Here is a 26,167-nt window from a genome sequence, read left to right as displayed (position 1 = left end):
GCAGTTTAGGCACCCGCGAAGGCCGGTGGCACGGTATTCGTCAGCGCCGGATCCGGCTTTTCCGACGACATCGACAGGAACCCGCGCGCGCAGCGCGCGGCCAGCAGCCAATTGGCGGGCTTCTTCATGTCCAGGCCGCCGAGGAGCTGTTTGATCATGGTCAGCGTGTCGAAGTAGATGCGTTCACACACAAGCGTTTCGGTGTCGTCGAAGACGAAGTATGCGGTCATGCGGACCCGGAAGCGGCTGCCGGTGGGCGGCACCTTGCCCAGGTATCCCAGATGGGTGCCCATCAGCCAGAACTCGACGATCACCGCGTCGGCGCTGTGCCGCAGCGCGATGATCTCGTGGTCCTGGTCGGGAAACGCGGTGCGGGTGTAGGCGTAGTAATCGCGCACCGCCGTGTCGCCGTCGTGCACGATCATCTGCGGGATCAACTCGTAGCGCGGGTGCGGGAAGGTCGACAACACGTCGTCCCAGTCCTGGCGGACCTCGTCACGGAAGTGGTCGAGCACGAGCTTCTGCCGGGCGGCAAGCACGTCGGGGGCGGGAAACGCGGGAATGGTCACGGGCTGCTAACCGCGCGGCGGGGTCCAGGCGACCGGCAGCGTCTTGATGCCGTGGATGAACTGCGACAACAACCGCGCGGGTTCGGCGGTCGCGACGAGATCGGGTATCTCGCGGCGCAACTCGTCGAAGACGACCCGGATCTCGCGGCGGGCGAGGTTGGCCCCGAGGCAGAAGTGCGCCCCGCCGCCGCCGAAACCGAAATGCGGGTTAGGGGTTCGCGCCAGGTCGAAGAGCCAGGGGTTGGCGAACGTCGACTCGTCGCGGTTGGCCGAGTTGTACCACAGCACGGCCTTGTCACCCTCGGCCATCTTGGTGCCACCCAGCTTGTAGTCGCGGGTCAGGGTCCGCCGCATGTAGACCACCGGCGAGGCCCACCGCACGATCTCCTCGACGGCCGTGGGCGCCAGCCGGTCGAAGTTGGCCCACCACTTGTCCCGTTCGTCGGGGTAGCGCGACAGGGCCAGCACGCCGTGGCTGATCGCGTTGCGCGTCGTCTCGTTGCCCGCCACCACCAGCAGGATGAAGAACGACGCGATCTCCGCCGACGACAGCCGCTCGCCGTCGACCTCGGCCTCCACCAGGCTGGTGGTGAGGTCGTCGTGATGGTGGATGCGGCGGTCCTCGGCGAGCGCGCTGGCGTAGGCGCCGATGTCCATCGAGATCTTGAGGAATTCGTCGAAGTCGGTCGTCAGGTCGGGATCGCCGAACCCGAGGATCACGTTGGTCCAGTGGAAGATTCGCTGATGGTCGTCCTCGGGGATCCCCATCATGTCGCAGATGATCTGCAGCGGCAGCGGGCCGGCGAGCTCGGTGACCAGGTCGGCTTCCCCGTCGGGATGATTGGCGATCAGCGACGCGACCAGCCGGCGCGCCCGCTCGCGCACCGACGCCTCGATGCGCGCCACCACCTTCGGGGTGAACGCCCGGCTGACGATCGAGCGCAGCCGCTGGTGCCGCGGGTCGTCGAGCACGATCATCGAGCCGAAGTATTCGGCGATCTCCGGTGCGTTGTCGTTGACCGTGATGTTCGGGGTGGAGCTGAAGATCTCCGGATGACGGCTGGCGAAGTACACGTCGTCGTGCCGGCTGAGCGACCAATACCCCTCGCCCGCCTCGAACCCCTCCATCTCGATCGCGGGCCAGAACGAGATGGGTGCCTCGCGGCGCAGCGTGGTGAAGGCGCCGTCGCGGAAGTCGTCGTCCAGGGCCCAGAAATCCAGCGAGTCGAGGTGGATGTCGGAGAGGGGGACCTCCGGCGGCGGGGTCCCGTTCGTCCGTGTCGCGATACCCGTCTTGAGACTCACCGGCAACCTCCTGCAAAACCGCTAGTGGGCACAGACCGTCCTGCCGCCGGCCGATTGCGCGTCGGCGACCACGTTGCCGTCGAGCAGGATCCGGCAGCGCAGGGGGCCCACCCCCTGCACGCTGACCACGAACACCTGGCCCCCGAACGACGTGAATTCCGTCGACCAGGGCAGGGGCACATTGACCTGGTGCAGCTGACCGGTATCGGTCTGATACGAGATGTACTGCGCGACGGGGCCGCCGGTCACCTCGTACCGGGCCTGCGGCATCTGGGGGATGGCGTGGGCCACGCCGGGGAGCGTCCCCGCGCAACCGACAGCGACGGCGAACAGGAGCGAAAGCCCGCGCACATGCTTGGTCATGATTTGCATCGTGTCACCACACGCGGTGCTACGGAAGCTTTCCGCCCAGACGAAGCCGGGCCGCTCTAGTGTGAGTCCCACGGGGGCTGGTACGGGAAGGTGAGTATGTCGGAACACGGCTCAAAGCGCGTGGTGGTCTGGGGCACCGGCTTCGTCGGCAAGATGGTGATCGCCGAGATCGTCAAGCATCCGCTGTTCGAATTGGTGGGCGTCGGCGTCAGCAACCCCGACAAGGTCGGGCGCGACGTCGGCGACATCTGCGGGCTGCCCGAGCCGGTCGGCATCGTCGCCACCGACGACGTCGACGCCCTGATCGCGCTGAAGCCCGACGCGCTGGTGCACTACGGCCCGACGGCGATGCACGCCAAGGACAACATCGGGCTGATCACCCGCTTCCTGCGGGCGGGGATCGACGTGTGCTCGACGGCGATGACGCCGTGGGTGTGGCCGACGATGCACCTGAACCCGCCGAACTGGATCGCGCCGATCACCGAGGCCTGCGAGCTGGGAGAGTCGTCCTGCTTCACCACCGGCATCGACCCCGGGTTCGCCAACGACCTGTTCCCGATGACGCTGATGGGGCTGTGCTCGGAGGTGCGCCGGGTGCGCGCGTCGGAGCTGCTGGACTACACCAACTACGAGGGCGACTACGAGGTCGAGATGGGCATCGGCCGCGAGCCCGAGTACAGCCCGCTGCTGGAAGACTCCAACATGCTGATCTTCGCGTGGGGTGCCACCGTCCCGATGATCGCCCACGCGGCCGGCATCATGCTCGACGAGATCACCACCACCTGGGACAAGTGGGTGACGCCCACCGAGCGCAACACCGTCAAGGGCGTGATCAAGCCCGGGCACGTCGCCGCCGTCCGGTTCACCATCAACGGAATCTACAAGGGCGACACCAGGATTCAGCTCGAGCACGTCAACCGCATCGGCCTGGACGCCGCCCCCGACTGGCCCTCCGGGCACGACAACGACGTCTACCGGGTGGAGATCGAGGGCACGCCGAGCGTCTTCCAGGAGACCGCGTTCCGGTTCACCGACGGTTCGGGCCGCGACGCGGCCACGGCCGGGTGCCTGGCGACCGGGATGCGCGCCCTCAACGCGGTGCCGGCCGTCAACGAGCTGCGGCCGGGCTGGGTCACGCCGCTCGACCTGCCGCTGATCGCCGGGGCCGGCAACATTCGCTGACCGGCGCACAGCCAGCACCTAGGTTCCGCTGAGACTCGGTACAGGTTTGCACGGCACAATAACGGCTAGCCGGGTGCGAGTCGGGTGAAGTTGGGGTTGGGACATATGGCCAATGGAGCGGGGACCGCGCTGGGCTTGTCGATCGGGGCCACCAACCTGGCGGGGGTGGCCGCCGGACGCTCCGTCACCCGTAAGCCTGTCCTGACGCTCTACCCCGACCGCGCGCCGGAGGTGGGCATCCCCGCGGAGAATCCGCGGCTCGATCGGCCCGGCCTGGTGCTGACCGGCTTCGTGCAGCGGGTGTCCGACCCGCGGGGGGTGGTGGCCGCCGACGGCTCGGTGCACCGCGGCGAGGAACTGATCGCCGACGCGATGCGCGGGCTGGCCTTCGCCGTCACCGGCGGGCTGGCCCTGCCCGACAGCCTCGCCGTGACCTATCCCGCCCACTGGGCCTCGCCAACGGTGGACGCGCTGGGCACCGCGCTGAGCGCGGTGGCCGAATGGTCCCACCGGGCGCGGCCCCTGCTGCTGATTCCCGACGCCGCGGCTGCGTTGCTCGCCGTGCGGACCGACCCCGGGATGCCGCGCACCGGGACCGTGGCGGTGTGCGACTTCGGCGGCACCGGCACCAGCATCACGTTCATGCGCGCCGACGGCGACTACCAGGCGCTGGCCCCGACCGTGCGCCTGCACGATTTCTCCGGCGACCTGATCGACCAGGCGCTGCTGAGCGCCGTCATCTCCAACATGCCGAGCACCGCGTCCTTCGACCCGGCGGGCACCGTGGCGATCGGCTCGCTGAGCCGGCTGCGGACAGCATGCCGGGCCGCCAAAGAAGAACTGTCGTCGAGCACGGTGACCACGCTGACCGACGGGCTCACGGGCGAAGTCCGCGTCGGCCGCGACGAGCTCGACGAGGCGATCCGCACACCGCTGGACAGGTTCGTGGCGGTGCTGGAAAACGCTTTGGCGCGCAACGGGATCGATGACCTGGTCGCCCTCGTCTCCGTCGGCGGCGGGGCGAACATCCCCGCGATCACCACGACGCTCTCGCAGTACTTCCGCGTCCCGGTCATCACCACGCCGCGCCCGCACCTGACCGCGGCCACCGGCGCCGCGCTGCGGGCCGCGCACGGCCCCGGGGAGAACGCGGCGACGGCTGCGGCGCCCGAGGCGACCGCGACGGCCCAAGTCGTTCCGGCTGCGGCGATCACCGGCGCCGCTCCCGTGCGGGCCTGGTCGCAGACCGGGAACCAGCCGCAGGTCACGCCCGCCCCCGCCGGCGAAGAGACCACCGACGGGCCGGCGTCCGCCAAGCGCAAGGGCCGCCTGTTCCGGCTGCCGGTCCTGGCCGCGATCGTCGGCGCGGCGGCGGCCGTGGCGCTCGTCGGGACCGCCGTCACCATCGGCCTGACCTCGGCGAACAAATCGGCGACGACACCGGCGCCGGGCGTCACCACCCCGGTTCCCGCGCCGCCCGCCAACACCGCGACCGCTCAGCCGCCGCCGCCCGGCGAAGAGGCTCCCGCGCCGTCGACCACCGACACCAACCCGCCCGCCAACACCGAGACGCCGTCGACCAGCGTCCCGTCAGCCAAACCGCAGAAGGCGCCGCCGCTGGCGGCCGCGCCCGCACATCCGGCGATCCCGCGGCAGGTGCCGCCGGTTCCGGCGGTGCCGGGCCTCAACGAGCCCATCCCCGGCATGGACCGGGTCAACCAGATCATTCAAGGGATCGGGGGCGACTTGGGCATCGGCGGCATCCCCCAGCTACCCTCTCAGTTCGGAACGGCCCAGTAGGTCAACGCTTTTCGCCCTTGTTGTCCGCCGTCGCCGCCTCTTTGAGTTGCTCGTTGAGGGCCTTGTCCTTCTCGATCTGGTCCTGCAGAGCCTGCTCGTCGCGCGAATCGTCGCCTTGCGCCTGGCTGTCGGGGCCGCCCTCGGGTTTTTCGTGCCGGGGATTGCCGTCCTCGTCCAACCAGTCGTTGACGGCGGTGCCGGACACGCTCCCCCCGGTGCCGGGCAGCACGATGGTGGGCTTCTCTTCGTAGGCCTCCATCATCTCGGCGGCCTTCTCTTTGTGGCCTTCGTCCGGCTCCGGCTTCTCCGTCAGCTTTTGCTCGGTCTCTTCGTTGTGATCGGCGTCCTGAGCAGCCGATTCATCGTCCTGGACGCTCATGCATCAAACCCCCTCGTCATCGCGGGTCGCGATCTTTTGGGGGTTACCCGTTGCGGCGTTGTGTCGAAACTCTCATCAGCGGGACGGTTCGTGCTTGACCAGCTCGACCAACGCGAGCGGAATCCGCATCGGCTCGGGCGCGCTGGACAGCCGGGCCGCGACCGCCCGCTCGAGCTGATCGACGAATTCCCCGGCTCGCGCGTCGCGGGGCCCGCCGTCCAGGCCGCGCGCCAGGGCGGGGAACAACGCCGCCCTGGCGAAGGCCGCCCAGTGTGCCCCGAAGGCCTCCGCGTCGCCGTCCACCCGGAATCGCGCCCAGAATCGGTCCTCCGCGTTGAACGTGTCCAGATGCTCGATCGACAGGCCCTCGAAGCGTCCGCTGGGCGAAAACGGGGCACGAAAGTCCTTCTCGCTGCGCGCAAATGTGGGAATGGTCATGCGCCGGGCCTCGTCCTGGCGCAGCAGCCCGTCGCGCACCTGCTCACGCAGCGCCGCCAGCATCGCGTCGAGCAGCGTCGGGAACCCCGGTGTGCCGTCGTCGAGGGCGATCGTCATCACCACCAGCCGGCCGCCCGGGGCCAGCTCGCGGCCGCGGAACGCCACGAAGTTCAGCCAGTCCAGGGCGGCCTGGTGGGCGTATGCCGCGCGCGCGGTGTCGTCGCCGCTGTAGCCGACGTGCACGTGATCGTGCACCTCGCACGGCATCGCGCTCAGCCACTGCGTCGCCCACGACGACCAGCCCAGGTTGACCGTCTTCGACGGCACGATCTGGTCGTAGAACGAGCGGCCGATCGACGACGCGAACGTCGCGGTGTCCAGGTGCAGGTAACTCTCCGGGTCGTCCTCGAGCGTGTGGAACAGCGCCGAGAAGTCGTTGTCCGGTATGTCGGTGTGCGCCACCAGGATTGCGTGGTCGTGACGGGTGCGGCGACGCAGCACCGCGATCGCCGCCGACATCGGCTTGAGCGAATTGTGCCCGTTCGCCGCGCCGTAGTCGGCGACGACGATGGGCTGCGGGGGCTTGGGCAGCGGGACCTGCTCGGCGGCCCGCTCGAACAACGCGATGGCCGGCGCCAGCCCGGCGGCCTGCAGCCGCGACGACTGGGTGTAGACGGGTTCGGGCCGGACCACAATGCTCGATTCGGGCATCCGAGGTTCAGGCCGCATGGCCCAACGATAGTCGTCAGTTCGGCTTCGGGTAGCCGACGCCGGTGAGCTGCTCGGAAAGCTCCCAAAGTCGTTGGCAGTCAGCCTCGTTGCGGGCGGGTGCGGGCACCTTGGCCGGCCGCACCCCGCCGCCGGCGGCCTCGTAGAACCCGCGGGGCCCGTAGAACGCGCCGCCCTGGGCGTGCGGCGCGGCCGCGGCGTACAGCGCCGGGAGGATGCCCTCGTCGATCTCCTGCCACAAGAACGGCGTGAATCGCCAGGACGCCCTGTACAACCGCTCCATCAGCGCGGGCTTGTCGCGGCCGTGCGACGGCCCGGCGATCTGCAGGTTGGTCTTGGTCAGGCCGGGGTGCGCGGCGTTGGACATGATGCCCCAGCCGGCGGCGCGGCTGCGCCGGTCCAGCTCGAGGGCGAACATCAACACCGCCAGCTTCGACTGCCCGTACGCCGACATCGCCGCGTAGGACTTCTCGAACTGCGGGTCGTCGAAGTGGATCTTGGCGCTCTGGCGGGCCGCCAGGCTGCTCAGCGAGACGACGCGCGCCTTGCCGGCGGCGCGCAGCAGCGGCAGCAGGTGGCCGGTGAGCGCGAAGTGCCCGAGATGGTTACTGCCGAACTGCAATTCGAAACCGTCGGCGGTGGTGTCGCGTTCCGGCGGCGTCATGACGCCGGCGTTGTTGATCAGGATGTCGATGGGGCGGCCCTCGGCGTTGAGCTGTGCACCGAGCGCGGCGACGGCGGCCAGCGACGACAGGTCCAGCGACTTGATGATCAGCTTGGCGTCGGGGACCGACTTGCGGATTTCGTCGATCGCCTTTTCGCCTTTGGCGCGATTGCGGATCGCCATGACGACGTCGGCGCCGGCGGCCGCGAGCCGCCGGGCCAGACCGAATCCGAGGCCGCTGTTGGCGCCGGTGACGACCGCCAGCTTGCCTGACAGGTCGGGCACCGTGGCGACGAGATCGTTGGCCATGGGTATCACTCCTTACCGGTAGGGCGGCATCCTGGTCAGCATGCCGCGACGCATTCCCGGTTGGCTAGTGGCGTTGGCCGCCGGCGCGCTGCCCGCCCTCGCCTTTCCCGCGCCGTCGTGGTGGTGGCTGGCCTGGTTCGGCCTGGTCCCGCTGCTCCTGTCGGTGCGGGCCGCGCCTAGCGGACCGGATGCGGCCGTGCGGGCCTGGCTCGGCGTCACCGGGTTCGTGCTGGCCACCCAGTACTGGCTGGCGCCTTTCCTCGGCCCCCTGCTCGCGGGGGTGGCCGTCGGCCTCGGTGCGCTCTGGCTGCCCTGGGGGTGGCTGGCGCATCGGTTGCTGTCCGCTCCGGCCGGGCCGGGCCGGACGGTCGCCGCCGTCGTGGTTTTGCCCAGCGCGTGGGTGGCGGCCGAGGCCGTGCGGTCGTGGCCGCCGCTGGGCGGGTCGTGGGCGTCGCTGGGCGCGTCGCAGTCCGCGCAGCCCGTCACGCTGGCATCGGCGTCGTTGGGCGGGGTGTGGTTGACGAGTTTCCTTGTCGTGGCGGCCAATACCGCTCTGATCGGCGTCGTGGTGCATCGCGAGGCGTCCGGCCGGCTCGTCGCGCTGGGGTGCGCGGTGGCCTGCGCGGCGGTGGGCCCGGTGTGGTATCTGTCCGGCCCGTCGCCCGCGGTCGGTCCCACGTTGCGTGTGGCGCTGGTGCAGCCCGGCGACATCGCCGACTCCGGCGCGCGCCAGGCCGCCGGCGAGCAGCTCACCGATTCGGTCGCCGGCCAGCGCCCGGATTTGGTGGTCTGGGGAGAGAGCAGTGTGGGATCTGATCTCGCCGCACACCCGGACGTTCTGGCGCGCCTCACCGACGTGTCCCGGCGGGTCGGCGCGGACCTGCTGGTCAACGTCGACGCGCCCGCGCCCGGCGGAGGGATCTACAAGTCGGCGGTGCTCATCGGGGAGCGCGGGTCGTTGGGCACCTACCGGAAGTCCCGGCTGGTGCCATTCGGCGAATACGTCCCGCTGCGGCCGCTTTTCGGCTGGATCACGCGGCACAGCGGGGCCGCCGCCGAGGACCGCCGACGCGGGTCCGGGCCCGTCGTGCTGCACGCGGGCACCCTGCCGATCGGACCGTTGGTCAGCTACGAGGCCCTGTTCTCCGACCTTGCCCGCCGGGAGGCCCAGCTCGGTGCGGAGCTGTTGGTGTATCAGAGTTCCACCTCGTCATTCCAGGGGAGTTGGGCGCAGCCGCAGCTGGCCGCCCAGCCCGCGGTACGTGCCGTCGAGGCCGGCCGCCCGGCCGTGCACGTCGGGCTCTCCGGTGACAGCTCGGCCTTCGACGCGCGGGGCCACCGGGTGGCCTGGTTCCCGTCGGGCTTCCGGGGCGCGGCCGTGGTCGGCGTGCCGTTGGGGTCGCGCGTCACGCCCTATCAACGGTTGGGGGACTGGGTGCCGGCGCTGGCCTTCGTCGTACTCGGCTTTGCCCTATTGCGCTGCCGTCGTCCGGCCCGCAGTGACACACTGCCTGGATGAACGGCAGGCGGCTCGCGAGGGTTGGGCTGGCCGGCGCCGTCGCGCTGACGATCGTGTCGGTGTGCGGGTTCATCGTCGCCCTGGTGCTCAACGCGTTCTTCCTGGACAAGTACAGCGCCTACGGCGAGGTGCCCGTCCCCGGCTCGGGCAGCCTCTACCTACCCGCCGGTGACGTCACCGTCAGCCTGCACACCGTCGTCATCAGCGGCCCCGACCGTGGTCTTCCGGTACCGCCGCTGGGGGTCACGATCGCGCCGCCCGATGGTGTGGCGCAGCCCGTGCTGACCGAAAGCATCGGCAGCACGACGACCGTCAACAACGACGCGCATGTGCGGGTATGGGTCGCCCGGATCGCCTCCAGCGGCACCTACAACATCACCACCGACGGGCAGGTCAACGGCTATATCAACCCGCGACTGGCCTTCGGGCACAAGGGTTCTTCGGGTTTGGTGATGTGGGTGTTCGCCGGGCTGTTCGTGGTGGGTCTGGTCGGTTCGATCATGTCCGGGCTGTGGTTGGGCCGCATCCGGCGCCAGAGGGTGGTGGCGGCAAACCCGTATTACCCGCGGCCCGCCGCATCACCGGTGCCGCTCGCGCACGAACTCGGTGACGAGGGGGTGCGGCTCGAGCGGCTCAAAACCCTTGTGGCGCTGCGGGACTCGGGGGCGCTGACGCAGGAGGAGTTCGAGGCCGAAAAGCGCAGGATCCTCGAGGGGCATTAGGAGTCGTTGTCGCGTTACCGGGCTCTGCCGACCAATCGACGACGCTCGAATTTGATATCGCCGGCGATATCGAGTTCGGCGCACGCGTGGTGGTCTACAAACTGGTACTCATGTGACCGATGTGGCCGGGGCCCGTGCGCCACGGCGGACCGCTCAATGCCCGCGGGCCACCCACTCCTCGTAATGGACGATCTCGTCGCCGATCGTGGTGCTGTCGCCGTGGCCGGTGTGCACCACCGTCTCGTCGGGCAACTTACCCAGCCGCTCGGAGATGGACTGCAGGATCGTTGGGAAGTCCGAATACGAGCGGCCGGTCGCGCCCGGGCCGCCGGCGAACAGGGTGTCCCCGCTGAACACCACGCCCAGGTCGTGCGAGTACCAGCACACCGAACCGGGGGAGTGGCCCGGGGTGTGCAGCGCCCGCAGCTCCGTCCCTCCGACGCTCAGTGTCTCGCCGTCGCAAACTGCGCGAAAGTCGCTGTCGGGGTGCGTCATCCGCCATAGCACCTCGTCGGCCGGATGCAGCAGCACCGGTGCGTCGAGTGTCTTGCCGAGTTCCGGCGCGACGGTCACGTGGTCGTTGTGGCCGTGCGTGCACACCACCGCGACCACATGGCGGCCATCCACGGCCTCGACGATGGGCGCCGCGTCGTGGGCGGCGTCGAACACCACCACGTTGGAGTTGTCGCCGATCAGCCAGATGTTGTTGTCGACTTCCCAACTGCCCCCGTCGAGTTCGAAGGTGCCGTGGGTCACCACCCGCTCGATGTTCACCATCAGAGCATCACGACCGAACGCAAAACCTTGCCCCCGTGCATCTTGTGAAACGCCTCCTCGACGTCGTCTAGCCCGATTCGCTCGGAGACAAACTTCTCCAGCGGCAGCCGGCCCTGCAGATACAGGTCGATCAGCGTGGGGAAGTCGCGTTCGGGCAGGCAGTCGCCGTACCACGACGACTTCAGCGACCCGCCGTGGGAGAAGAAGTCGACCAGCGGCATGTCCAGCTTCATGTCGGGCGTCGGAACCCCCACCAGCACAACGGTTCCGGCCAGGTCGCGGGCGTAGAAGGCCTGCTTCCAGGTCTCGGGCCGGCCGACGGCGTCGATCGCGACGTTGACCCCGAACCCGTCGGTGAGGTCCTGGATGGCCTGCACGACGTCGGCCTGGCGCGCGTTGACGGTATGGGTGGCGCCGAACTCGCGGGCCCAGTCCAGCTTGGTGTCGTCGGTGTCCACGGCGATGATGCGCCTGGCCCCGACCAGCGCGGCGCCGGCGATCGCGGCGTCGCCGACACCGCCGCAGCCGATCACCGCGACGGTGTCGTCGCGGGTGATGCCGCCGGTGTTGATCGCCGCGCCGATGCCGGCCATCACCCCGCAGCCGAGCAGGCCCGCGACGGCCGGGTCGGCGGCCGGGTCGACCTTGGTGCACTGCCCGGCGTGCACCAGCGTCTTGTCGGCGAACGCCCCGATGCCCAGGGCGGGCGTCAATTCGGTGCCGTCGGTCAGCGTCATCTTCTGAGCGGCGTTGAAGGTGTCGAAACACAGGTGCGGACGTCCGCGCTTGCAGGCCCGGCACTGGCCGCAGACGGCCCGCCAGTTCAGGATGACGAAGTCGCCCGGCTCGACCGCGGTGACACCGGGCCCGACCGCCTCGACCCGGCCGGCGGCCTCGTGGCCGAGCAGGAACGGGTACTCGTCGTTGATGCCGCCCTCGCGGTAGGTCAGGTCGGTGTGGCACACCCCGCAGGCGATGACATCGATCAGCGCCTCGCCGGGCCCGGGGTCCGGGACGACGATGTCCACCAACTCGACGGGTTCACCCTTCTTTCGTGAAATCACGCCGCGCACTGTCTGACTCATGGCCACCAACCTACGGTGTACCGTCGCTGACCATGACGGCACCCGAGACCGCCTCTGAAAGCACCAAAGACTTCGCCGAACGAATCACGGCGGCCATCGACGGCGCCAGCCTGACCCTGCTGCTGAGCATCGGGCACCAGACCGGTCTGCTGGACACGATGGCCGGACTGCCGCCGGCCACCAGCGCGCAGATCGCCGACGCGGCCGGCCTCAACGAGCGCTACGTGCGCGAGTGGCTGGCCGGCATGACGACCGGACACGTCGTCGACTACGACGCCGCCACCGACACCTACTCCTTGCCCGCGCACCGTGCCGGCGTGCTGACCCGCGCGGCCGGGCCGGACAACCTGGCCTTGGTGACCCTGTTCGTCCCGCTGCTCGCCGAGGTCGAACAAAAGATCATCGGCTGCTTCCGCGACGGCGGCGGATTGCACTACCGCGAGTTCCCCCGATTCCACGCGCTGATGGCCGAGCAGAGCGGCGTCGTCTACGACCGTGCGCTCGTCGACACGGTGCTGCCGCTGGTCGACGGGCTCGTCGAGCGCCTGCGCGACGGAGCCGACGTGGCGGACTTCGGCTGCGGCAGCGGCCACGCGATCAACGTGATGGCGCGGGCGTTCCCGGCCAGCCGCTTCACCGGCATCGACTTCTCCGACGAGGCCATCGCCGTCGGCGCCCGCGAGGCGGCCGATCTCGGCCTGGCGAACGCGACCTTCGAGAGCCACAACCTGGCGCAGCTGGACAAGCCGGACGCCTACGACGTCATCACGGTCTTCGACGCGATCCACGACCAAGCCCAGCCGGCGCGGGTACTGGAGAACATCTACCGCGCGCTGCGGCCCGGGGGTGTCCTGCTGATGGCCGACATCAAGGCGTCCAGCCGGCTGGAGGACAACATCGGCGTCCCGATGAGCACTTACCTTTACACCACCTCGCTGATGCATTGCATGACGGTGTCGCTGGCGCTGGACGGTGCCGGGCTGGGCACCGCCTGGGGGACGCAGCTGGCCACCTCGATGCTGGCCGACGCCGGATTCGACGACGTGCGGGTGGCCGAGATCGAGTCCGACCCGATCAACAACTACTACATCGCCCGGAAGTGATGGCTGCCCTCGACGCTCTGAACGACTGGCCCGTCGAGGCCGCCGCCGCGGCGGTGATCGGACCCGCCGGGGTGCTGGCCAGCCACGGCGACACCGAGCGGGTGTTCGAGCTGGCTTCGGTGACCAAACCGCTGGTGGCCCGCGCCATCCACGTGGCCGTCGAGGAGGGCGTCGTCGACCTGGACACCGCCGCCGGACCGCCGGGCGCCACCGTCCGGCACCTGCTGGCGCACGCGTCCGGCCTGGCCATGCACAACGATCACGTGCTGGCCGCGCCCGCAACCCGGCGCATCTACTCCAACCACGGCTTCACCGTGCTGGCCCGGACCGTGGAGCGCGAGTCGGGGATCGATTTCGGCCGCTACCTGGCCGAAGCCGTCTGCGAACCCCTGGGCATGGCGGCCACCCGGCTGGACGGCGGCGCGGCGGCCGCCGGGTTCGGGGCGACGTCCACGGTGGCCGACCTGGCGGCGTTCGCCCGGGACCTGCTGCGTCCGGCGACGGTCTCGCCCGGGCTGCACGCCGAGGCGACGACGGTGCAATTTCCCGGCCTGGACGGCGTGCTGCCCGGCTACGGCGTCCAGCGGCCCAACGACTGGGGCCTGGGTTTCGAGATCAGGGACGCCAAATCGCCGCACTGGACCGGCGCGCGCAACTCGCCGCGGACGTACGGCCATTTCGGTCAGGCGGGTGGTTTCATCTGGGCAGATCCCGAACGGGACCTGGCGCTGGTGGCCCTCACCAACCGCGATTTCGGGGAGTGGGCGAAGCGGCCGTGGCCGGCGATTTCCGACGCCGTGCTAGCCGAATACGGCTAGGGGAAAATGCACACTAGCGCAACAGGGGCATCACAGGGCACAATAGACACGCACGACACACAAAATAGTTAGACATCCTGCTCGCCAGGTCCCGCCAGGTCGTTGGGGAAGACGTCCCTCGCGGAACCGAAGGAGCAGCATATGCGTGCGTCGAATCAATTCGCCGACGTGACGACTGGCGTGGTGTACGTGCACGCCTCGCCCGCGGCGGTGTGCCCGCATGTCGAGTGGGCGTTGTCGTCGACCCTTGGGGCGAAGGCGAACCTCACGTGGACGCAGCAGCCGGCCATGCCCGGCCAGCTGCGCGCGGTCACCAACTGGGTCGGGCCGGTGGGCACCGGCGCCAGGCTGGCCAACGCCTTGCGCTCGTGGTCGGTGCTGCGGTTCGAGGTCACCGAGGACCCCAGCCCCGGCGTGGACGGCCAGCGGTTCAGCCACACCCCGCAGCTCGGCCTGTGGAGCGGGGCGATGAGCGCCAACGGCGACGTCATGGTCGGGGAGATGCGGCTGCGGGTGCTGATGTCGCAGGGCGCCGACACCTTGGCCGCCGAGCTGGACACGGTGCTGGGAACGGCGTGGGACGACGCCCTGGAGGCCTACCGCGACGGCGGCGAGGTCGGCGAGGTGACCTGGCTCAGCCGCGGCGTCGGCTAGCGGCAGGCACCGATCAGGAGAAGGTCCGGCTCGACCAGACCAGCGCGCGCGACGGCTATGAGGGCTCGTGGGCGTCGTCTTCTTCGGCCAGGTGGCGCAGCACTCGTTCGTTGAGGGCGGCGAGCATGTCAAGCTCAGCCGGGCTGAGCAGGTCGATGAAGTTCCGGCGGACGTTCTCGACGTGCCCGGGTGCCGCTCTCTCGATGGCGGCGCGGCCAGCCGGCAGCAGGCAGACCATGGTGCTGCGAGCGTCGTCGGGGTTGGGCTCGCGGCCGATCAGCCCGTCCTGCTGCATGCGCCGCACCTGGTGGGAGACACGGCTCTTTTCCCATCCGAGGGTGGTGCACAGGTCGTGCGCGGGCATGCGGTCCCCGTCGTGAGCCGATAGCACCGCCAGGATCTCGTAGTCGGCCGCGGACAGGCCTGATTCCTGCAGACCCCGGGCCAGGTGCACACCGAGCTGATGATGCGCGTGCATGAAGGCCCGCCAGGCGCGGTCTTCACTAGGGCTCAGCCATTTCGGTTCCATCGACTGCCCATGCTAGCGGATTGGTTGACGCATCAACAAGTTCTGCTTAAGGTTGAGTCGTCAACCTTTTCAAATCGTCAGTTAGGACGGGAGACCTCATGACCAGCATCAGCATCATCGGCACCGGGAATATGGCCCGCGCCATCGGCGCGCTGGCGGTAGCGGGCGGCAACAAGGTCGAGGTGATAGGCCGCGATCAGTCCAAGGCCGCTGACCTGGCGAAGGCTCTCGGCGGCAGCGCCACGACGGGAGAATTCGGCGCCGTCCCGGCCGGGGACATCGTCATCGTGGCCGTGTTGTACGCCCATGTCGTGCCGGTCGTCGTCCGGTACGGAGACGCCCTCGCGGGCAAGGTCATCGTCGACATCAGCAACCCGTTCAATTCCGCGGCCGACGGGCTGGCCATCCCCGATGACACCTCGATCGCGCAGGAAGTTGCCAAGGCCGCTCCCGCAAGCGCCAGCGTGGTGAAGGCCTTCAACACCATCTTCGGTGTGGTCCTGGCCCAGGGCCGGCCGCTCGACGTCTTCATCTCCGGGGACGACGCGCAGGCCAAGGGGGCCGTGGCGGAGTTCATCGAGAGCCTCAAGCTGCGCCCGCTGGATGTCGGCGGCTTGAAAATGGCGCATTGGCTGGAAGGGACGGGCCTGGTCGTAATGGGCCTCGCCAGCCATGGGGTGGGGAACTACGACTTCGCCCTCGGCGCCACCGTCCCCGGATGAGCCCACCGCCTCGGCCGTGAGAATAGTTGATAGGTCACCAAAGGAGAGAATTCTCGCGATGAAGCTTGGTTTCGCAATTCCCATCGTCGGGCCCGCCGTCAGCAGCGCCGCCGGTTTGAGCGCGTTCTGCCGTGGACTCGAGGACCTTGGCTACGACACGCTGTGGGTCGGCGACCGGCTGGTCACGCCGGTCGATATGCACAGCACCTATCCGGGCAAAGAGCAGCCGTACCCGCCGCAGATGACCCGTTACCTCGATCCGGTGCTGCTGTGGACGGTGGCCGCGACGGCGACGAGCCGGGTGCGGCTGAATTCCAGCACGCTCAGCACGTTCTACTACGAGCCGCCGCACCTGGCCCGGCTGCTGACCACGCTCGACGTGCTGAGCAACGGCCGCCTTGACGTCGGGGTGGGAATCGGGTGGATGAAGGACGAGCACGACATCGCCCGCGGCGCGGACTGGCACCGGCGCGGGAAGATGCTCGATGACCTGCTGGCGTTCCTACACGCGTGGTGGACGACCACCCCGGTGTCCTGGGAAAGCGAGTTCTTCTCGCTGCCGCCGGTCCATGCCGACCTGCGCCCGGTCCAGGCCGGCGGCCCGCCCATCTGGATCGGCGGTGCCAGCGAGGCCGCGATGCGCCGGGTCGGCCGCAGCGGCACCGGCTGGCTCGGCGTGGAGGGGCTGCAAGATGAGTTCACCGACCACTTGTGGTCGATCGCGCGCCGTGCGGCGCAGGACGCCGGCCGCGATCCCGATGCGCTGAAGACGGCCATGCGGATCAACCTCGAACCGGGCACGTCCATTGGTTCCGTGGAAGACAGGCTCGAGCGCTTGGCCGGGTCCGGTGTTGATGAGGCGATCGTGGATGCCTTCGCAATGTTCCCCAGCCTTGACGAGTTGCTCGACTTCGCCAGTCAGGTGATCGCCCGATGGCGTGATCATCGGAAAGCTTGACGGCAAGGTAGCGGTGATCACGCGTGGATCAAGCCCGATGGCCCACCTGCGGGGCCGGACGAAGGATCTGCAACGCAGCGGGCACCACCGATATCTCGGCGGGCAGTGGGCAGGCGTAGTCGCCGTCGGCGTAGACGTTGATGCCGGGGCATTCGACGTGGATCGACCGGGCCCGCGTCGTGGTCACGTCGTCGAGGTTGACGTGGGTGCCTTTCATCACGGTGGGAAACAGTCGCACCAGCTTGGTCCGCGACGCGGAGTGCACCATGGTGATGTCGAGTAGCCCGTCGGTGGGATCGGCATGCGGGCAGATCAGCATGCCCCCGCCGTAGCTGCGGGTATTGCCGAAGGCCGCCAGCGTGATGTCGGCATCGATCTCGCGTGTCCCGTCGAGCACCATGCGGAACGGCAACAGCCGCAGCTGCGAGAGTTCGGCGAGCATCGCCAGGTAGTACCGCAGCCGCCCGTGCGGCCAGGTCATCCGGTTGGCCCGGTCGGTCACCAGGGAGTCGAATCCGGTGGCCGCCACGGTGCCGAACCATTTCTCGGCTCCGTTGCCCTCGCGAATCTTGCCCAGGTCGACGGTTTCGGCAAAGCCGTCGACGATGATGTCCGCCGCGGCTTCGGGATCCTTTGTGGGAAGCCCGAATTCACGGGCATGGTCGTTACCGGTGCCCGCCGCCACGATGCCGAGCGGAACGTCGGTGCCCGCCAGCACCTGCAGCGCGTTGGAGACGACGCCGTCGCCACCGGTCACCATGACCGCGTCGGCGCCCTTCTCGAGTGCCGCGCCCACCAGGTAGCGCGCGTCCTGTGCGTCGTCGCCGATGATCTCGACGACCTCCACCCCGCGGTGGTGCAACCGCGCGATCGCGACCTCGGCCGCCCGGATCGCCGCGCCGTGCCCCGAAACCGGATTGGTCAGCGCGATCACCTTCGCGACCTCGCGCCGGGTCACGGAATCAGCTTGCCCGGGTTGAGGATTCCGGCCGGGTCCAGGGTCGCCTTGACCGCGCGCAGGACGTGCACGCCCAGCTCGCCCACCTCGTCGTCCATCCACGGCCGGTGGTCGGCGCCGACCGCATGGTGGTGGGTGATCGTCCCGCCGGTGGCCATGATCGCGTCGCAGGCGGCCTTTTTCGCGGCCCTCCACTGCTCGATCGGGTTGCCGCGCTGCCCGGCGACGACGGTGAAGTACAGCGACGCGCCGGTGGGGTAGACGTGCGAGATGTGGCACATCACCAGCGCCGGCGTGCCGCTCTCGCCTAGCGCATCCGTGAGTGCCTGCGTCACTGCGGCTTTGAGGGCGGGAACGTTGGACCAATCGGTGGCGGTCTCGAGCGTCTCGCACAGCGCACCCGCCGACAGCAGCGAGTCGCGCAGATACGGCGCCGCGAACCGGCCGTGCTCCCAGGCCCGCGCGGGCGCTTCACCCAGCGACGTCGCGCCGTGGGCGGCCAGCAGGGCGGCGGTTTCGGTGTGCCGGCTTTCGACGTGTTCCTTGGTGCCCTCGAACACGGTGATGCCCAGGCAGCCGCCGGTGATCTGGTTTTCGCCGATCGCTTCGGTGGTCGCGAGGTTGACCCCGGTCTCGGCCTCGTCGGAGAGGCGGATGACGGTGGGGCCGGTGGCCGTCTGGGTGACGGCGCGCAGGGCGGCGGCACCGGTTTGGAAGTCGGGGAACGACCACGCCTCGTAGCGGACGGCTTCCGGGGCCCGGTGCACGCGCAGGCGCACCCGGGTGATGACGCCGAAGACGCCCTCCGAGCCGATCATCAGCTGGCGCAGGTCGGGGCCCGCCGCGGATTCGGGGGCGCGGCCCAGGTCCATGGTGCCGGCCGGGGTGACCACGCGCAGCCCGCGCACCATGTCGTTGAACCGGCCGTAGCCCGCCGAATCCTGCCCGGACGAGCGGGTCGCGGCGAAGCCGCCGATGGTGGCGTATTCGAAACTCTGCGGAAAATGCCCGAGCGAAAAGCCTTGGGCGCCAAGCAGACGTTCCGCGTCCGGGCCGGTGACGCCGGCCTCGAACACGGCCTGGCCGGACACCTCGTCGAGCGAGATCAGTTGGTCGAGGCGGCGCACGTCGAGGGCCACGACGGCGTGGAATTCGCCGCGGATGGGGTCCAGGCCGCCGACCACGCTGGTGCCGCCGCCGAAGGGGACGACGGCGATGCGGTGCTCGGTGCAGTAGCGGAGAATCCCGGCCACGGCCTCGTCGTCGCCGGGCAGCAGGACGGCGTCGGGCGCGTCCTGGACCCCGGTGTCCTTGCGGCGCAGCAGGTCGAGGGTGGACTTGCCGCCCGCGTGCAGCAACCGGTCCCGGTCGTCGGTGCGGCAGTACGGCGCGCCGACGATGCCGGCCAGCGCGTCGCGGTCGGCCTCCGGCAACGCCGACGGTCGCAGCCGCACCTGGTCGGGTTCGAGTTCGTCAGCGCCGGAATCCTCCACGCCCACAGCCTGTTTCAGCAGCGCCCGGATCCCCTCCGAGAGCGGCTTGGCCGCGGCGGGGTCGCCCCACGCGTTCCACTTCATCGGCGGGAGGAGGCCCTCGGGTTGCGTCATGCGTTACAGTATTACACATGCTGTCAATCAGTAACGCACGCGCTCAGGTGGACACCGGGGAGCGCATCCTCGCGGCAGCAGCCAGCTGTGTCGTCGACTTCGGGGTGGACCGGGTGACCCTGGCCGAAATCGCCCGGCGCGCCGGCGTCAGCAGGCCTACGGTGTACCGGCGTTGGCCCGACACCCAGTCGATCGTCGCGGCGTTGCTGACCCGGCACGTCACCGACGTGATGCGGGACGCGCCGCTGCTCGGGGACGACCGCGAATCGCTTGTGCGACAGATCGTTACGGTGGCCAACCGGCTGCGCCGGGACCGGCTGGTCATGTCGGTGCTGCACTCCGAACTCGCACCGATCTACATCACCGAACGCCTGGGGACCAGCCAGCACATGCTGATCGACGCGCTTGCCGCCCGGCTTCGCGTGGCCCAGCGCAACGGCAGCGTCCGCGCCGGCGACCCCGTCCAGATGGCCACCATGGTGTTGCTGATCGCCCAGTCGACCATCCAGTCGGCGCAGATCGTCGAACCCATCCTCGACGCCGACGCGCTGGCCGGCGAACTCGCCTACTCCCTGAACGGATACCTGTCGTGATACCCGACCCCACCGCGCTGAACGGCGCCCGCCGCGCGGCCGACCTGACCGCGCTCGCCGAGGGCGAGCCACTGGACGTCCTCGTGATCGGCGGCGGCATCACCGGCGCGGGCATCGCCCTGGACGCCGCGTCCCGCGGGCTACGCGTGGCGTTGGTGGAGAAGCACGACCTGGCCTTCGGCACCAGTCGCTGGAGCTCCAAGCTGGTCCACGGCGGCCTGCGCTACCTGGCGAGCGGCAACGTGGGGATCGCCCGCCGCAGCGCCGTCGAACGCGGAATCCTGATGAGCCGCAACGCCCCCCATCTCGTTCGCGCGATGCCGCAACTGGTTCCGCTGCTGCCGTCGATGGGCCGGGGCAAGCGCGCCCTGGTGCGCGCCGGGTTCGCCGCCGGCGACGCCCTGCGGATGCTGGCGGGTACGCCGTCGTCGACGCTGCCCCGGTCCCGCCGAGTCGGCCCGGAGCGCGTCGTGCAGATGGCGCCCACCGTGCGGCGTGAGGGCCTGGACGGCGGCCTGCTGGCCTACGACGGGCAGTTGATCGACGACGCCCGACTGGTCACCGCGGTCGCGCGCACCGCCGCGCAACACGGCGCCCGGATCCTGACCTACGTGGCGGCGTCCCGGGCGACCGGCAAGTCGGTGCGGTTGACCGACCAGCGCACGGGGGATTCGTTCGACGTCGCGGCCGGTGCGGTCATCAACGCGGCCGGGGTGTGGGCGGCCGAGATCGACGGCCTGTTGCGGCTGCGGCCCAGCCGCGGCACCCACCTGGTGTTCGGCGCGGCCGCCTTCGGCAATCCCACTGCGGCGCTGACGGTTCCGATTCCCGGCGAGCTGAACCGGTTCGTCTTCGCGATGCCCGAACAGCTGGGCCGGGTCTACCTGGGGCTCACCGACGAAGCGGCTCCCGGTCCGATCCCGGACGTGCCCGCACCGTCGGGCGAGGAGGTCGCGTTCCTGCTGGACACGGTCAACACCGCGCTGGGCGCCGCGCTCGGCCCGGCCGACGTCATCGGCGCCTATGCGGGCCTGCGACCGCTGATCGACACCGGCGAGGGCCGCACCGCCGACGTCTCGCGCGAACATGCCGTCGTCGAGTCGGCATCCGGGATCATCAGCGTGATCGGCGGCAAACTGACCGAATACCGCTACATGGCCCAGGACGTGCTGGACCGCGCGGTCAGCCTGCGGCGCCTGCGGGCCACCAAGTGCCGGACGCACGACCTGCCGCTGATCGGCGCGCCGGGCAACCCCGGGGCGGCCGGTGTCGCCGGTCTGCCCGTGTCGCTGGTGCAGCGGTACGGCGCCGAGGCGGCCAAGGTCGTCGCGACCGCAACGTGCAAGCGCCCGACGGAACCCGTCGCGGAGGGCATCGACGTCACCCGGGCGGAATTCGAGTACGCGATCACCCACGAGGGCGCGCTGGACGTCTCCGACATCGTGGATCGGCGCACTCGCATCGGGTTGGTGGAGGCCGATCGCCAGCGGGTGGTCGCGGTGGCGGAGGAGTTCGTCGCGCGGTTCGGCTAGGGCGCCAGGCCGATGTCCTCGTGCCACAGGTCGGGATGCTCGGCGATGAAGGCCGTCATCATCGCCGAGCAGCGGTCGTCGTCGAGCACCGTGACCCTGACCCCGTTCTCGGCCAGCCAGTCCTGCCCGCCGCTGAAGGTTCGGCATTCGCCGACCAACAGCGAGCCGATGTTGAACTGGCGCACCAGGCCGCTGCAGTACCAGCACGGCGAGAGCGTCGTCGCCATGACCGTGGAGCGGTAGTCGCGCTGTCGGCCGGCCGCGCGAAAGGCGTCGACCTCGGCGTGCAACGAGGGATCACCCTGTTGCACACGGCGATTGCGCCCGCGCCCCAGCAGCCTGCCGTCCGCGGCGAACAGCGCGGCGCCGATCGGGATGCCGCCCTCGGCAAGCCCGGCCTGCGCTTCTTCGTACGCGATGTCGATCATCGCCGCCGGCGAGAGGGTCACGAGCCCATCTTCCACCACGGCCGGGTGGTTGGTGAATTCTGACTGTAAATGTCTAATGATAGAGACTATCGTTTAATCTATGACGACCACTCGCGTGCCCGTACTCATCGTCGGCGCCGGCGCCGGCGGCCTCGCCACCTCCGCGTTGCTCGCCAAACACGGGGTGCATTCGCTGCTGATCGAGAAGCGGCGTGAGGTGTTCATCTATCCGAAAGCGCGCAATCTGAGCTTCCGCAGCCTGGAGATTCTGCGGGGCCTCGGTCTGAGCGACGAAGTACATGCGGTCGCCGACCATGTTTCGGAGATGAAGGTCAGGCCCGCGCTCAACAGCGCCGAGGAGAAGCTGGCCATCGATATCAACGCGATCTTCGCGGGGCTCGACGCGCTGAGCCCCGAGCCCGCGGCGCAGTACTGCCCGCAGAGCAGGCTGGAGCCGATCCTGCTGGCCGAAACCCGCCGGCGGGGCAGCGAGGTGCGGTACGGCACCGAACTCTCGTCGTTCGAACAGGACGACGCGGGCGTCACCGCGGTGGTGCGCGATCGGGACACCGGGGAGTCAGAGACTATCCGCGCCGACTACCTCGTCGGCGCCGACGGCGTGCACAGCCCGATCCGAAACTGGTTGGGCGTCAAGACCTCCGGTTACGGTGCGCTGCCGATCTACGTGGTCTTCATCTACTTCCGGGCGCCCTGGACGAAGTTCGTCTCGCACCTGGCCGACGGCGATGCCGTGCAAGTCAAGAACGCCGACGTGGACGGCATCTTTCTGCTGGTCGACGGCGAGCTGGGGATGTTCATCACGATGTATTTCCCGGGCAAGGGCGAGTCGGCGGACCAGTTCACGCCGCAACGGTGCCGCGAGCTCCTCACCGACGCGATCGGCGAAAAGATGAAGATCGACATCATCGAGGTCGCGGCCTGGCAGCCCTACGAACAGGTGGCCGACCAATTCCAGTGTGGCCGCGTCTTTCTCGTCGGCGATTCGGCGCACACCATGCCGCCGTTCAAGGCCGGGGGAGCCAACACCGCCATCCAGAGTGCGCACAACCTGGCGTGGAAGCTCGCCGCCGTGCTGGGCGGGACGGCCGGTCCCGCGCTGTTGGAGACCTACCACGCCGAGCGTCACCCGGTGGGGCGGTTCGCGGCCCGACAGTCGCTGACCGGCCCGACGCTTGCCGTGCTCCCGATGGGCGACGACGGACCCCAGCTGCCGGCCGACGAAGAGTGCTCGATGTTCGAGTTGCTCATCGGATACCGCTACCACTCGGCGGCGGTTGTGAACGGGCCGGGCGAGCCGGATGCGGTGCAACTGGTCTCGGAGTTGCGGGCCCAACCCGGCACCCGGGTCCCGCATGTCTGGGTGCGCGACGGCGTGTCGACGCTCGACCTGCTGGGGCCGGGGTTCACCCTGCTGACCGGCGACGAGCGCTGGTGTGCCGCCGCGGCTTCGGCGTCGGTGGCGGCGCATCGCGTCGAGGGCGACGAGTGGGCGGCGGTCACCGGACTCGCGCCTGAGGGCGCGATACTGGTCCGCCCGGACGATTTCGTCGGCTGGCGGGTGGAAGCCGTGCCCGCGGATCCCGAAGTCCAACTGCGCCGGGCGGTGACGACGATCCTCGGCCGCTAGAGCCGCCAGCGTGCCAGCCGCTGGCCTACAGCGGGATGTTCTTGTGGCGCCCGCGGCGCGCCGGCGCCTGGGCCAGCGCTTCGGTGAGCTTGCTGCGGGTGTGCGACGGGTCGATCTTCTCGTCGACCACACCGATCTCGATCGCGCTGTCCACACCGCCGGCGATCTTCTCGTGCTCGGCCGCCAGTTCGTCGTGCAGCGCCTCGCGCTCGTGGTCGGCCGCGGCGGCCAGCTTCTTCTTGTGCAGAATGCCGACGGCGGCCTTGGCGCCCATCACGGCCACCTCGGCGTCCGGCCAGGCGTACACCTTGGTCGCGTTCAGCGACCGGGAGTTCATCGCAATGTAGGCCCCGCCGTACGTCTTTCGGGTGACCAGCGTGACACGCGGGACCGTGCACTCGCCGAAGGCGTGCAGCAGCTTCGCGCCGCGGCGCACCACGCCGCCCCACTCCTGGTCGACACCGGGCAGGTAGCCCGGCACGTCGACCACCACCACCAGCGGGATGCCGAACGCGTCGCAGAGCCGCACGAAACGTGCTGCCTTCTCGGCGCTTTCGGAGTTCAGGCAGCCGCCCAGCCGCAGCGGGTTGTTCGCCAGCACGCCCACCGTGCGGCCCGACAGGCGGCCCAGCCCGATCACCATCGACGGCGCCCAGTTGGCCTGGAACTCGTCGAACGGCGTCTCGTCGTCCAGGATCGCGGTCACGATCGGACGCACGTCGTAGGCCCGTCGTGCGGACTCGGGCAGCAGCGCGTGGATGTCCGTGTCACCCGCTTCGGCCTTGCTGCGGTCGAAATGCCCCTGCTGGCAGAACAATCCGACCAGCCGGCGGCCGCGCTCGTAGGCGTCGAGCTCGTCGTCGGCGACGATGTGGCACACCCCGGACTTCTTGTGGTGGGTCTCCGGTCCGCCGAGGGACGCCATGTCCACGTCCTCGCCGGTGACGCTGCGCACCACGTCGGGCCCGGTGACGAACACCCGGCTTTCCGGCGCCATCACGATGACGTCGGTCAGCGCGGGGCCGTAGGCGGCCCCTCCCGCAGCGAAACCGACGACCACCGAGATCTGCGGAACGTATCCGGACGCGCGAATCATCGCCTCGAACACGGTCCCGACCGCGTGCAGGGCCTTGACGCCCTCGGCCAGCCGGGCGCCGCCGGAGTGCCAGATGCCCACGATCGGGCTCTGCTCCTCGATGGCGGTGTCGTAGGCGTTGACGATGTGCGCGCAGCCCTCGACGCCCATGGCGCCGCCCATCACCGTGCCATCGGTGCAGAAGGCGATGGTGCGCACGCCGTTGACGTCGCCCGACGCCGCAAGCACACCCGAGCGGTCACGCTCGTGCAGCAGCTCGACGCTGCCCTCGTCGAAGAAGTTGCTAAGACGCAGCAACGGGTCCCTGGGGTCGAGCGACTCGCCAACCGACGCGGGGGCCATGATTGTCATCGCAAGGTCTCCTGTTCCGGGTGTGCTCTCTGGTGAGGAAGCGCTGATCAGTACCGCCCGAAGACGATCGCGACGTTGTGCCCGCCGAATCCGAACGAGTTGTTGATCGCGTACTCGTAATTGCCCGGCCGCGGCTTGCCCGCCACCACGTCCAGATCGATTTCCGGATCGAGGTTCTCGAGGTTGAGCGTCGGCGGAACGACCTGGTCGCGCAGGGCGAGCACCGTGAGGATCGACTCGACCGCACCCACCGCGCCGACCGAGTGGCCCAGCGCGGCCTTGGGCGCGTAGACCGCCGCGTTGCCGCCGTGGGGGCCGAGCGCGTTGTTGATCGCCTTGCCCTCGGCGACGTCACCCACCGACGTGCCGGTGGCGTGGGCGTTCACGTGGTCGATATCGCCGGGTGTCAGGCCGGCCAGCTGGATCGCCCGGCTCATCGCGTGCCCGGCCCGCAGGCCGTTGGGATCCGGCGCCACCATGTGGTAGCCGTCCGAGGTGATGCTGGCCCCCATGATCCGGGCCAGGATGTTGGCCCCACGAGCCTTGGCGTGCTCCTCGGTCTCGATCACCATGAGCGCCCCCGCCTCGCCGAACACGAAGCCGGTGCGGTCCCGGTCGAACGGGCGGCAGGCGCCCACCGGGTCGTCGTTCTTGGTCGACATCACGATGCGCATCTGGGCGAACGCCGCGATCGGCACCGCCTCGATCTTGGTCTCGACACCACCGCAGATGGCGATGTCGGCCTCGCCGAAGACGATGTTGCGCCACGCCTGGGCGACACCCTCGGAACCGGACGCGCACGCCGACACGGGCGTGATCACGCCGGCCCGGGCGTGCCGCTCCAGGCCCACCGCCGCCGCGGCGCCGTTGGGCATGTACTTCTGCACCCCGAGCGGAGAGACCGCCTTCATGCCACGAGCGCGCATGTCGTCGTAGCTGAAGACCATCTCCTCCGACGAACCCAACCCAGTGCCGATGGACACCAGCAAGCGGTCGGAGTCGACCTCCGGCGAGCCGGCGTTCTCCCAGACCCGTCGGCTCAAGATGGTGGACATCCGCTGCAGGTAACCCGTCCGGCGCAGCTCGACGCGGGTCATCTGGCTGTCGAATTCCTCCCGCAGGTGCCCACCGATCTTGACCGGCAGGTCGAACTCCTCGACGAACGGGTCCTCGAGCCTGCGGATACCACTTTGGCTGTCCAGCAACAGCTTCCAGGTGTTCTCGGCGTCAGTCGCCAGTGCGGTCGTCATGGCGACGCCAGTGACGACCACGTTCGGGAGCGTTTTCCCGGTAACCAGCTCTGTCATGGGTCTTGCGAAC

26 protein-coding genes are annotated in these 26,167 nt (G+C 69.5%); 12 read left to right on the top strand and 14 right to left on the bottom strand.

The window, feature by feature from the left end; all coding sequences use genetic code 11:
• Positions 1–5 precede the first annotated feature (5 nt).
• From G6N51_RS06235 to G6N51_RS06225, 3 genes are read right to left on the bottom strand one after another with little or no spacing between them, the layout of a single operon-like run.
• Entirely contained in the window at positions 6–569 is a 564-nt protein-coding gene (locus tag G6N51_RS06235; RefSeq protein WP_083172772.1) for an ester cyclase, read from the bottom strand.
• 6 nt (positions 570–575) lie between these two features.
• Positions 576–1,874, bottom strand: a complete 1,299-nt coding sequence (locus tag G6N51_RS06230) for a cytochrome P450 (RefSeq protein ID WP_083172773.1) — start codon at positions 1,872–1,874, stop codon at positions 576–578.
• A gap of 21 nt (positions 1,875–1,895) precedes the next feature.
• On the bottom strand, positions 1,896–2,237 hold the full coding sequence (locus G6N51_RS06225) for an MmpS family transport accessory protein (protein ID WP_174814297.1): 342 nt from the start codon (positions 2,235–2,237) through the stop codon (positions 1,896–1,898).
• Between the two features lie 105 nt (positions 2,238–2,342).
• Between G6N51_RS06225 and G6N51_RS06220 the strand changes: the two genes are divergently transcribed.
• Positions 2,343–3,428, top strand: a complete 1,086-nt coding sequence (locus tag G6N51_RS06220) for an NAD(P)H-dependent amine dehydrogenase family protein (protein WP_083172775.1) — start codon at positions 2,343–2,345, stop codon at positions 3,426–3,428.
• Positions 3,429–3,533: 105 nt separating this feature from the next.
• Positions 3,534–5,228 carry an Hsp70 family protein gene (locus G6N51_RS06215; RefSeq protein ID WP_083172776.1) on the top strand — a complete coding sequence of 565 codons (1,695 nt, stop codon included), beginning with the start codon at positions 3,534–3,536 and terminating at the stop codon, positions 5,226–5,228.
• A gap of 1 nt (position 5,229) precedes the next feature.
• On the opposite strand, the gene G6N51_RS06210 is transcribed toward G6N51_RS06215, so the two are convergent.
• The 3 genes from G6N51_RS06210 to G6N51_RS06200 all read right to left on the bottom strand — a co-directional run bounded on the left by G6N51_RS06210 (position 5,230) and on the right by G6N51_RS06200 (position 7,747).
• Positions 5,230–5,607 carry a hypothetical protein gene (locus G6N51_RS06210; protein WP_083172777.1) on the bottom strand — a complete coding sequence of 126 codons (378 nt, stop codon included), beginning with the start codon at positions 5,605–5,607 and terminating at the stop codon, positions 5,230–5,232.
• Between the two features lie 75 nt (positions 5,608–5,682).
• A complete protein-coding gene (locus G6N51_RS06205) occupies positions 5,683–6,774 on the bottom strand; it encodes a class I SAM-dependent methyltransferase (protein WP_083172778.1) in 1,092 nt (363 codons plus the stop codon).
• Positions 6,775–6,790: 16 nt separating this feature from the next.
• Positions 6,791–7,747, bottom strand: a complete 957-nt coding sequence (locus tag G6N51_RS06200; protein ID WP_083172779.1) for an SDR family oxidoreductase — start codon at positions 7,745–7,747, stop codon at positions 6,791–6,793.
• Between the two features lie 40 nt (positions 7,748–7,787).
• Here G6N51_RS06200 and lnt point away from each other — a divergent pair, with 40 nt between their 5' ends.
• Positions 7,788–9,266 (top strand): apolipoprotein N-acyltransferase, encoded by a 1,479-nt coding sequence (gene lnt, locus G6N51_RS06195; RefSeq protein WP_083172780.1) that lies wholly within the window; start codon positions 7,788–7,790, stop codon positions 9,264–9,266.
• Positions 9,263–9,988, top strand: a complete 726-nt coding sequence (locus tag G6N51_RS06190; protein ID WP_083172781.1) for an SHOCT domain-containing protein — start codon at positions 9,263–9,265, stop codon at positions 9,986–9,988. Before lnt ends, G6N51_RS06190 begins: the two co-directional genes overlap by 4 nt.
• Positions 9,989–10,141: 153 nt before the next feature.
• Here the strand turns inward: G6N51_RS06190 and G6N51_RS06185 are convergent, their stop codons facing one another.
• Both G6N51_RS06185 and G6N51_RS06180 read right to left on the bottom strand, forming a co-directional pair.
• Positions 10,142–10,765, bottom strand: coding sequence for an MBL fold metallo-hydrolase (locus G6N51_RS06185; protein WP_083172782.1), 624 nt, complete (start codon positions 10,763–10,765; stop codon positions 10,142–10,144).
• On the bottom strand, positions 10,765–11,850 hold the full coding sequence (locus tag G6N51_RS06180) for an S-(hydroxymethyl)mycothiol dehydrogenase (protein WP_083172783.1): 1,086 nt from the start codon (positions 11,848–11,850) through the stop codon (positions 10,765–10,767). Before G6N51_RS06180 ends, G6N51_RS06185 begins: the two co-directional genes overlap by 1 nt.
• A 32-nt stretch (positions 11,851–11,882) precedes the next feature.
• Between G6N51_RS06180 and G6N51_RS06175 the strand changes: the two genes are divergently transcribed.
• The 3 genes from G6N51_RS06175 (at position 11,883) to G6N51_RS06165 (ending at position 14,425) form a co-directional block, all read left to right on the top strand.
• Entirely contained in the window at positions 11,883–12,953 is a 1,071-nt protein-coding gene (locus tag G6N51_RS06175) for a class I SAM-dependent methyltransferase (protein ID WP_083172784.1), read from the top strand.
• Positions 12,953–13,771: a serine hydrolase domain-containing protein gene (locus G6N51_RS06170; protein WP_083172785.1), complete on the top strand. Its 819-nt coding sequence runs from the start codon at positions 12,953–12,955 to the stop codon at positions 13,769–13,771. The genes G6N51_RS06175 and G6N51_RS06170 overlap by 1 nt, the downstream gene beginning before the upstream one ends.
• Before the next feature lie 141 nt (positions 13,772–13,912).
• Complete coding sequence (locus G6N51_RS06165) at positions 13,913–14,425, top strand: DUF3145 domain-containing protein (protein ID WP_083172786.1); 513 nt, start codon at positions 13,913–13,915, stop codon at positions 14,423–14,425.
• Positions 14,426–14,480: 55 nt separating this feature from the next.
• On the opposite strand, the gene G6N51_RS06160 is transcribed toward G6N51_RS06165, so the two are convergent.
• Positions 14,481–14,954, bottom strand: a complete 474-nt coding sequence (locus G6N51_RS06160) for a MarR family winged helix-turn-helix transcriptional regulator (RefSeq protein ID WP_083172787.1) — start codon at positions 14,952–14,954, stop codon at positions 14,481–14,483.
• Between the two features lie 98 nt (positions 14,955–15,052).
• Between G6N51_RS06160 and G6N51_RS06155 the strand changes: the two genes are divergently transcribed.
• Both G6N51_RS06155 and G6N51_RS06150 read left to right on the top strand, forming a co-directional pair.
• Entirely contained in the window at positions 15,053–15,676 is a 624-nt protein-coding gene (locus G6N51_RS06155) for an NADPH-dependent F420 reductase (RefSeq protein WP_083172788.1), read from the top strand.
• Between the two features lie 58 nt (positions 15,677–15,734).
• Positions 15,735–16,634 (top strand): TIGR03619 family F420-dependent LLM class oxidoreductase, encoded by a 900-nt coding sequence (locus G6N51_RS06150; RefSeq protein ID WP_083172789.1) that lies wholly within the window; start codon positions 15,735–15,737, stop codon positions 16,632–16,634.
• Between the two features lie 28 nt (positions 16,635–16,662).
• Here G6N51_RS06150 and G6N51_RS06145 read toward each other — a convergent pair whose 3' ends face one another.
• Both G6N51_RS06145 and G6N51_RS06140 read right to left on the bottom strand, forming a co-directional pair.
• Positions 16,663–17,592 carry a diacylglycerol kinase gene (locus tag G6N51_RS06145; RefSeq protein WP_083172790.1) on the bottom strand — a complete coding sequence of 310 codons (930 nt, stop codon included), beginning with the start codon at positions 17,590–17,592 and terminating at the stop codon, positions 16,663–16,665.
• Entirely contained in the window at positions 17,589–19,169 is a 1,581-nt protein-coding gene (locus tag G6N51_RS06140; protein ID WP_332107973.1) for an FAD-binding oxidoreductase, read from the bottom strand. Before G6N51_RS06140 ends, G6N51_RS06145 begins: the two co-directional genes overlap by 4 nt.
• Before the next feature lie 47 nt (positions 19,170–19,216).
• Between G6N51_RS06140 and G6N51_RS06135 the strand changes: the two genes are divergently transcribed.
• Both G6N51_RS06135 and G6N51_RS06130 read left to right on the top strand, forming a co-directional pair.
• Entirely contained in the window at positions 19,217–19,792 is a 576-nt protein-coding gene (locus tag G6N51_RS06135; protein ID WP_083172792.1) for a TetR/AcrR family transcriptional regulator, read from the top strand.
• Positions 19,789–21,324 carry a glycerol-3-phosphate dehydrogenase/oxidase gene (locus tag G6N51_RS06130; protein ID WP_083172793.1) on the top strand — a complete coding sequence of 512 codons (1,536 nt, stop codon included), beginning with the start codon at positions 19,789–19,791 and terminating at the stop codon, positions 21,322–21,324. The genes G6N51_RS06135 and G6N51_RS06130 overlap by 4 nt, the downstream gene beginning before the upstream one ends.
• Here the strand turns inward: G6N51_RS06130 and G6N51_RS06125 are convergent.
• Complete coding sequence (locus G6N51_RS06125; protein ID WP_083172854.1) at positions 21,321–21,752, bottom strand: nucleoside deaminase; 432 nt, start codon at positions 21,750–21,752, stop codon at positions 21,321–21,323. The two genes, G6N51_RS06130 and G6N51_RS06125, sit on opposite strands and share 4 nt — an antisense overlap.
• Before the next feature lie 100 nt (positions 21,753–21,852).
• On the opposite strand from G6N51_RS06125, the gene G6N51_RS06120 reads away from it, so the two are divergent.
• Positions 21,853–23,400, top strand: a complete 1,548-nt coding sequence (locus tag G6N51_RS06120) for an FAD-dependent monooxygenase (protein ID WP_083172794.1) — start codon at positions 21,853–21,855, stop codon at positions 23,398–23,400.
• A 25-nt stretch (positions 23,401–23,425) separates the two neighbouring features.
• Here the strand turns inward: G6N51_RS06120 and G6N51_RS06115 are convergent, their stop codons facing one another.
• Together G6N51_RS06115 and kasB are read right to left on the bottom strand one after the other, a co-directional pair.
• Positions 23,426–24,847 (bottom strand): acyl-CoA carboxylase subunit beta, encoded by a 1,422-nt coding sequence (locus tag G6N51_RS06115; protein ID WP_083172795.1) that lies wholly within the window; start codon positions 24,845–24,847, stop codon positions 23,426–23,428.
• Positions 24,848–24,894: 47 nt separating this feature from the next.
• Positions 24,895–26,154 carry a 3-oxoacyl-ACP synthase KasB gene (gene kasB / locus G6N51_RS06110; RefSeq protein ID WP_083172796.1) on the bottom strand — a complete coding sequence of 420 codons (1,260 nt, stop codon included), beginning with the start codon at positions 26,152–26,154 and terminating at the stop codon, positions 24,895–24,897.
• Positions 26,155–26,167 lie beyond the last annotated feature (13 nt).

Origin of the sequence: Mycobacterium paraseoulense (genome assembly GCF_010731655.1) — a bacterium.
GTDB lineage: Bacteria > Actinomycetota > Actinomycetes > Mycobacteriales > Mycobacteriaceae > Mycobacterium > Mycobacterium paraseoulense.
Note: the sequence above shows the minus strand (reverse complement) of the source record. Positions and strands in the feature narration are given on the sequence as shown.

Bases quoted from the DNA above. Each gene is read 5' to 3' on its own strand.
- G6N51_RS06225 (WP_174814297.1), bottom strand. From the start codon at position 2,237: ATGACCAAGCATGTGCGCGGGCTTTCGCTCCTGTTCGCCGTCGCTGTC.
- G6N51_RS06220 (WP_083172775.1), top strand. From the start codon at position 2,343: ATGTCGGAACACGGCTCAAAGCGCGTGGTGGTCTGGGGCACCGGCTTC.
- G6N51_RS06215 (WP_083172776.1), top strand. From the start codon at position 3,534: ATGGCCAATGGAGCGGGGACCGCGCTGGGCTTGTCGATCGGGGCCACC.
- G6N51_RS06210 (WP_083172777.1), bottom strand. From the start codon at position 5,607: ATGAGCGTCCAGGACGATGAATCGGCTGCTCAGGACGCCGATCACAAC.
- G6N51_RS06205 (WP_083172778.1), bottom strand. From the start codon at position 6,774: ATGCGGCCTGAACCTCGGATGCCCGAATCGAGCATTGTGGTCCGGCCC.
- G6N51_RS06200 (WP_083172779.1), bottom strand. From the start codon at position 7,747: ATGGCCAACGATCTCGTCGCCACGGTGCCCGACCTGTCAGGCAAGCTG.
- lnt (WP_083172780.1), top strand. From the start codon at position 7,788: ATGCCGCGACGCATTCCCGGTTGGCTAGTGGCGTTGGCCGCCGGCGCG.
- G6N51_RS06190 (WP_083172781.1), top strand. From the start codon at position 9,263: ATGAACGGCAGGCGGCTCGCGAGGGTTGGGCTGGCCGGCGCCGTCGCG.
- G6N51_RS06185 (WP_083172782.1), bottom strand. From the start codon at position 10,765: ATGGTGAACATCGAGCGGGTGGTGACCCACGGCACCTTCGAACTCGAC.
- G6N51_RS06180 (WP_083172783.1), bottom strand. From the start codon at position 11,850: ATGAGTCAGACAGTGCGCGGCGTGATTTCACGAAAGAAGGGTGAACCC.
- G6N51_RS06175 (WP_083172784.1), top strand. From the start codon at position 11,883: ATGACGGCACCCGAGACCGCCTCTGAAAGCACCAAAGACTTCGCCGAA.
- G6N51_RS06170 (WP_083172785.1), top strand. From the start codon at position 12,953: ATGGCTGCCCTCGACGCTCTGAACGACTGGCCCGTCGAGGCCGCCGCC.
- G6N51_RS06165 (WP_083172786.1), top strand. From the start codon at position 13,913: ATGCGTGCGTCGAATCAATTCGCCGACGTGACGACTGGCGTGGTGTAC.
- G6N51_RS06160 (WP_083172787.1), bottom strand. From the start codon at position 14,954: ATGGAACCGAAATGGCTGAGCCCTAGTGAAGACCGCGCCTGGCGGGCC.
- G6N51_RS06155 (WP_083172788.1), top strand. From the start codon at position 15,053: ATGACCAGCATCAGCATCATCGGCACCGGGAATATGGCCCGCGCCATC.
- G6N51_RS06150 (WP_083172789.1), top strand. From the start codon at position 15,735: ATGAAGCTTGGTTTCGCAATTCCCATCGTCGGGCCCGCCGTCAGCAGC.
- G6N51_RS06140 (WP_332107973.1), bottom strand. From the start codon at position 19,169: ATGAAGTGGAACGCGTGGGGCGACCCCGCCGCGGCCAAGCCGCTCTCG.
- G6N51_RS06135 (WP_083172792.1), top strand. From the start codon at position 19,217: ATGCTGTCAATCAGTAACGCACGCGCTCAGGTGGACACCGGGGAGCGC.
- G6N51_RS06125 (WP_083172854.1), bottom strand. From the start codon at position 21,752: ATGATCGACATCGCGTACGAAGAAGCGCAGGCCGGGCTTGCCGAGGGC.
- G6N51_RS06120 (WP_083172794.1), top strand. From the start codon at position 21,853: ATGACGACCACTCGCGTGCCCGTACTCATCGTCGGCGCCGGCGCCGGC.
- G6N51_RS06115 (WP_083172795.1), bottom strand. From the start codon at position 24,847: ATGACAATCATGGCCCCCGCGTCGGTTGGCGAGTCGCTCGACCCCAGG.
- kasB (WP_083172796.1), bottom strand. From the start codon at position 26,154: ATGACAGAGCTGGTTACCGGGAAAACGCTCCCGAACGTGGTCGTCACT.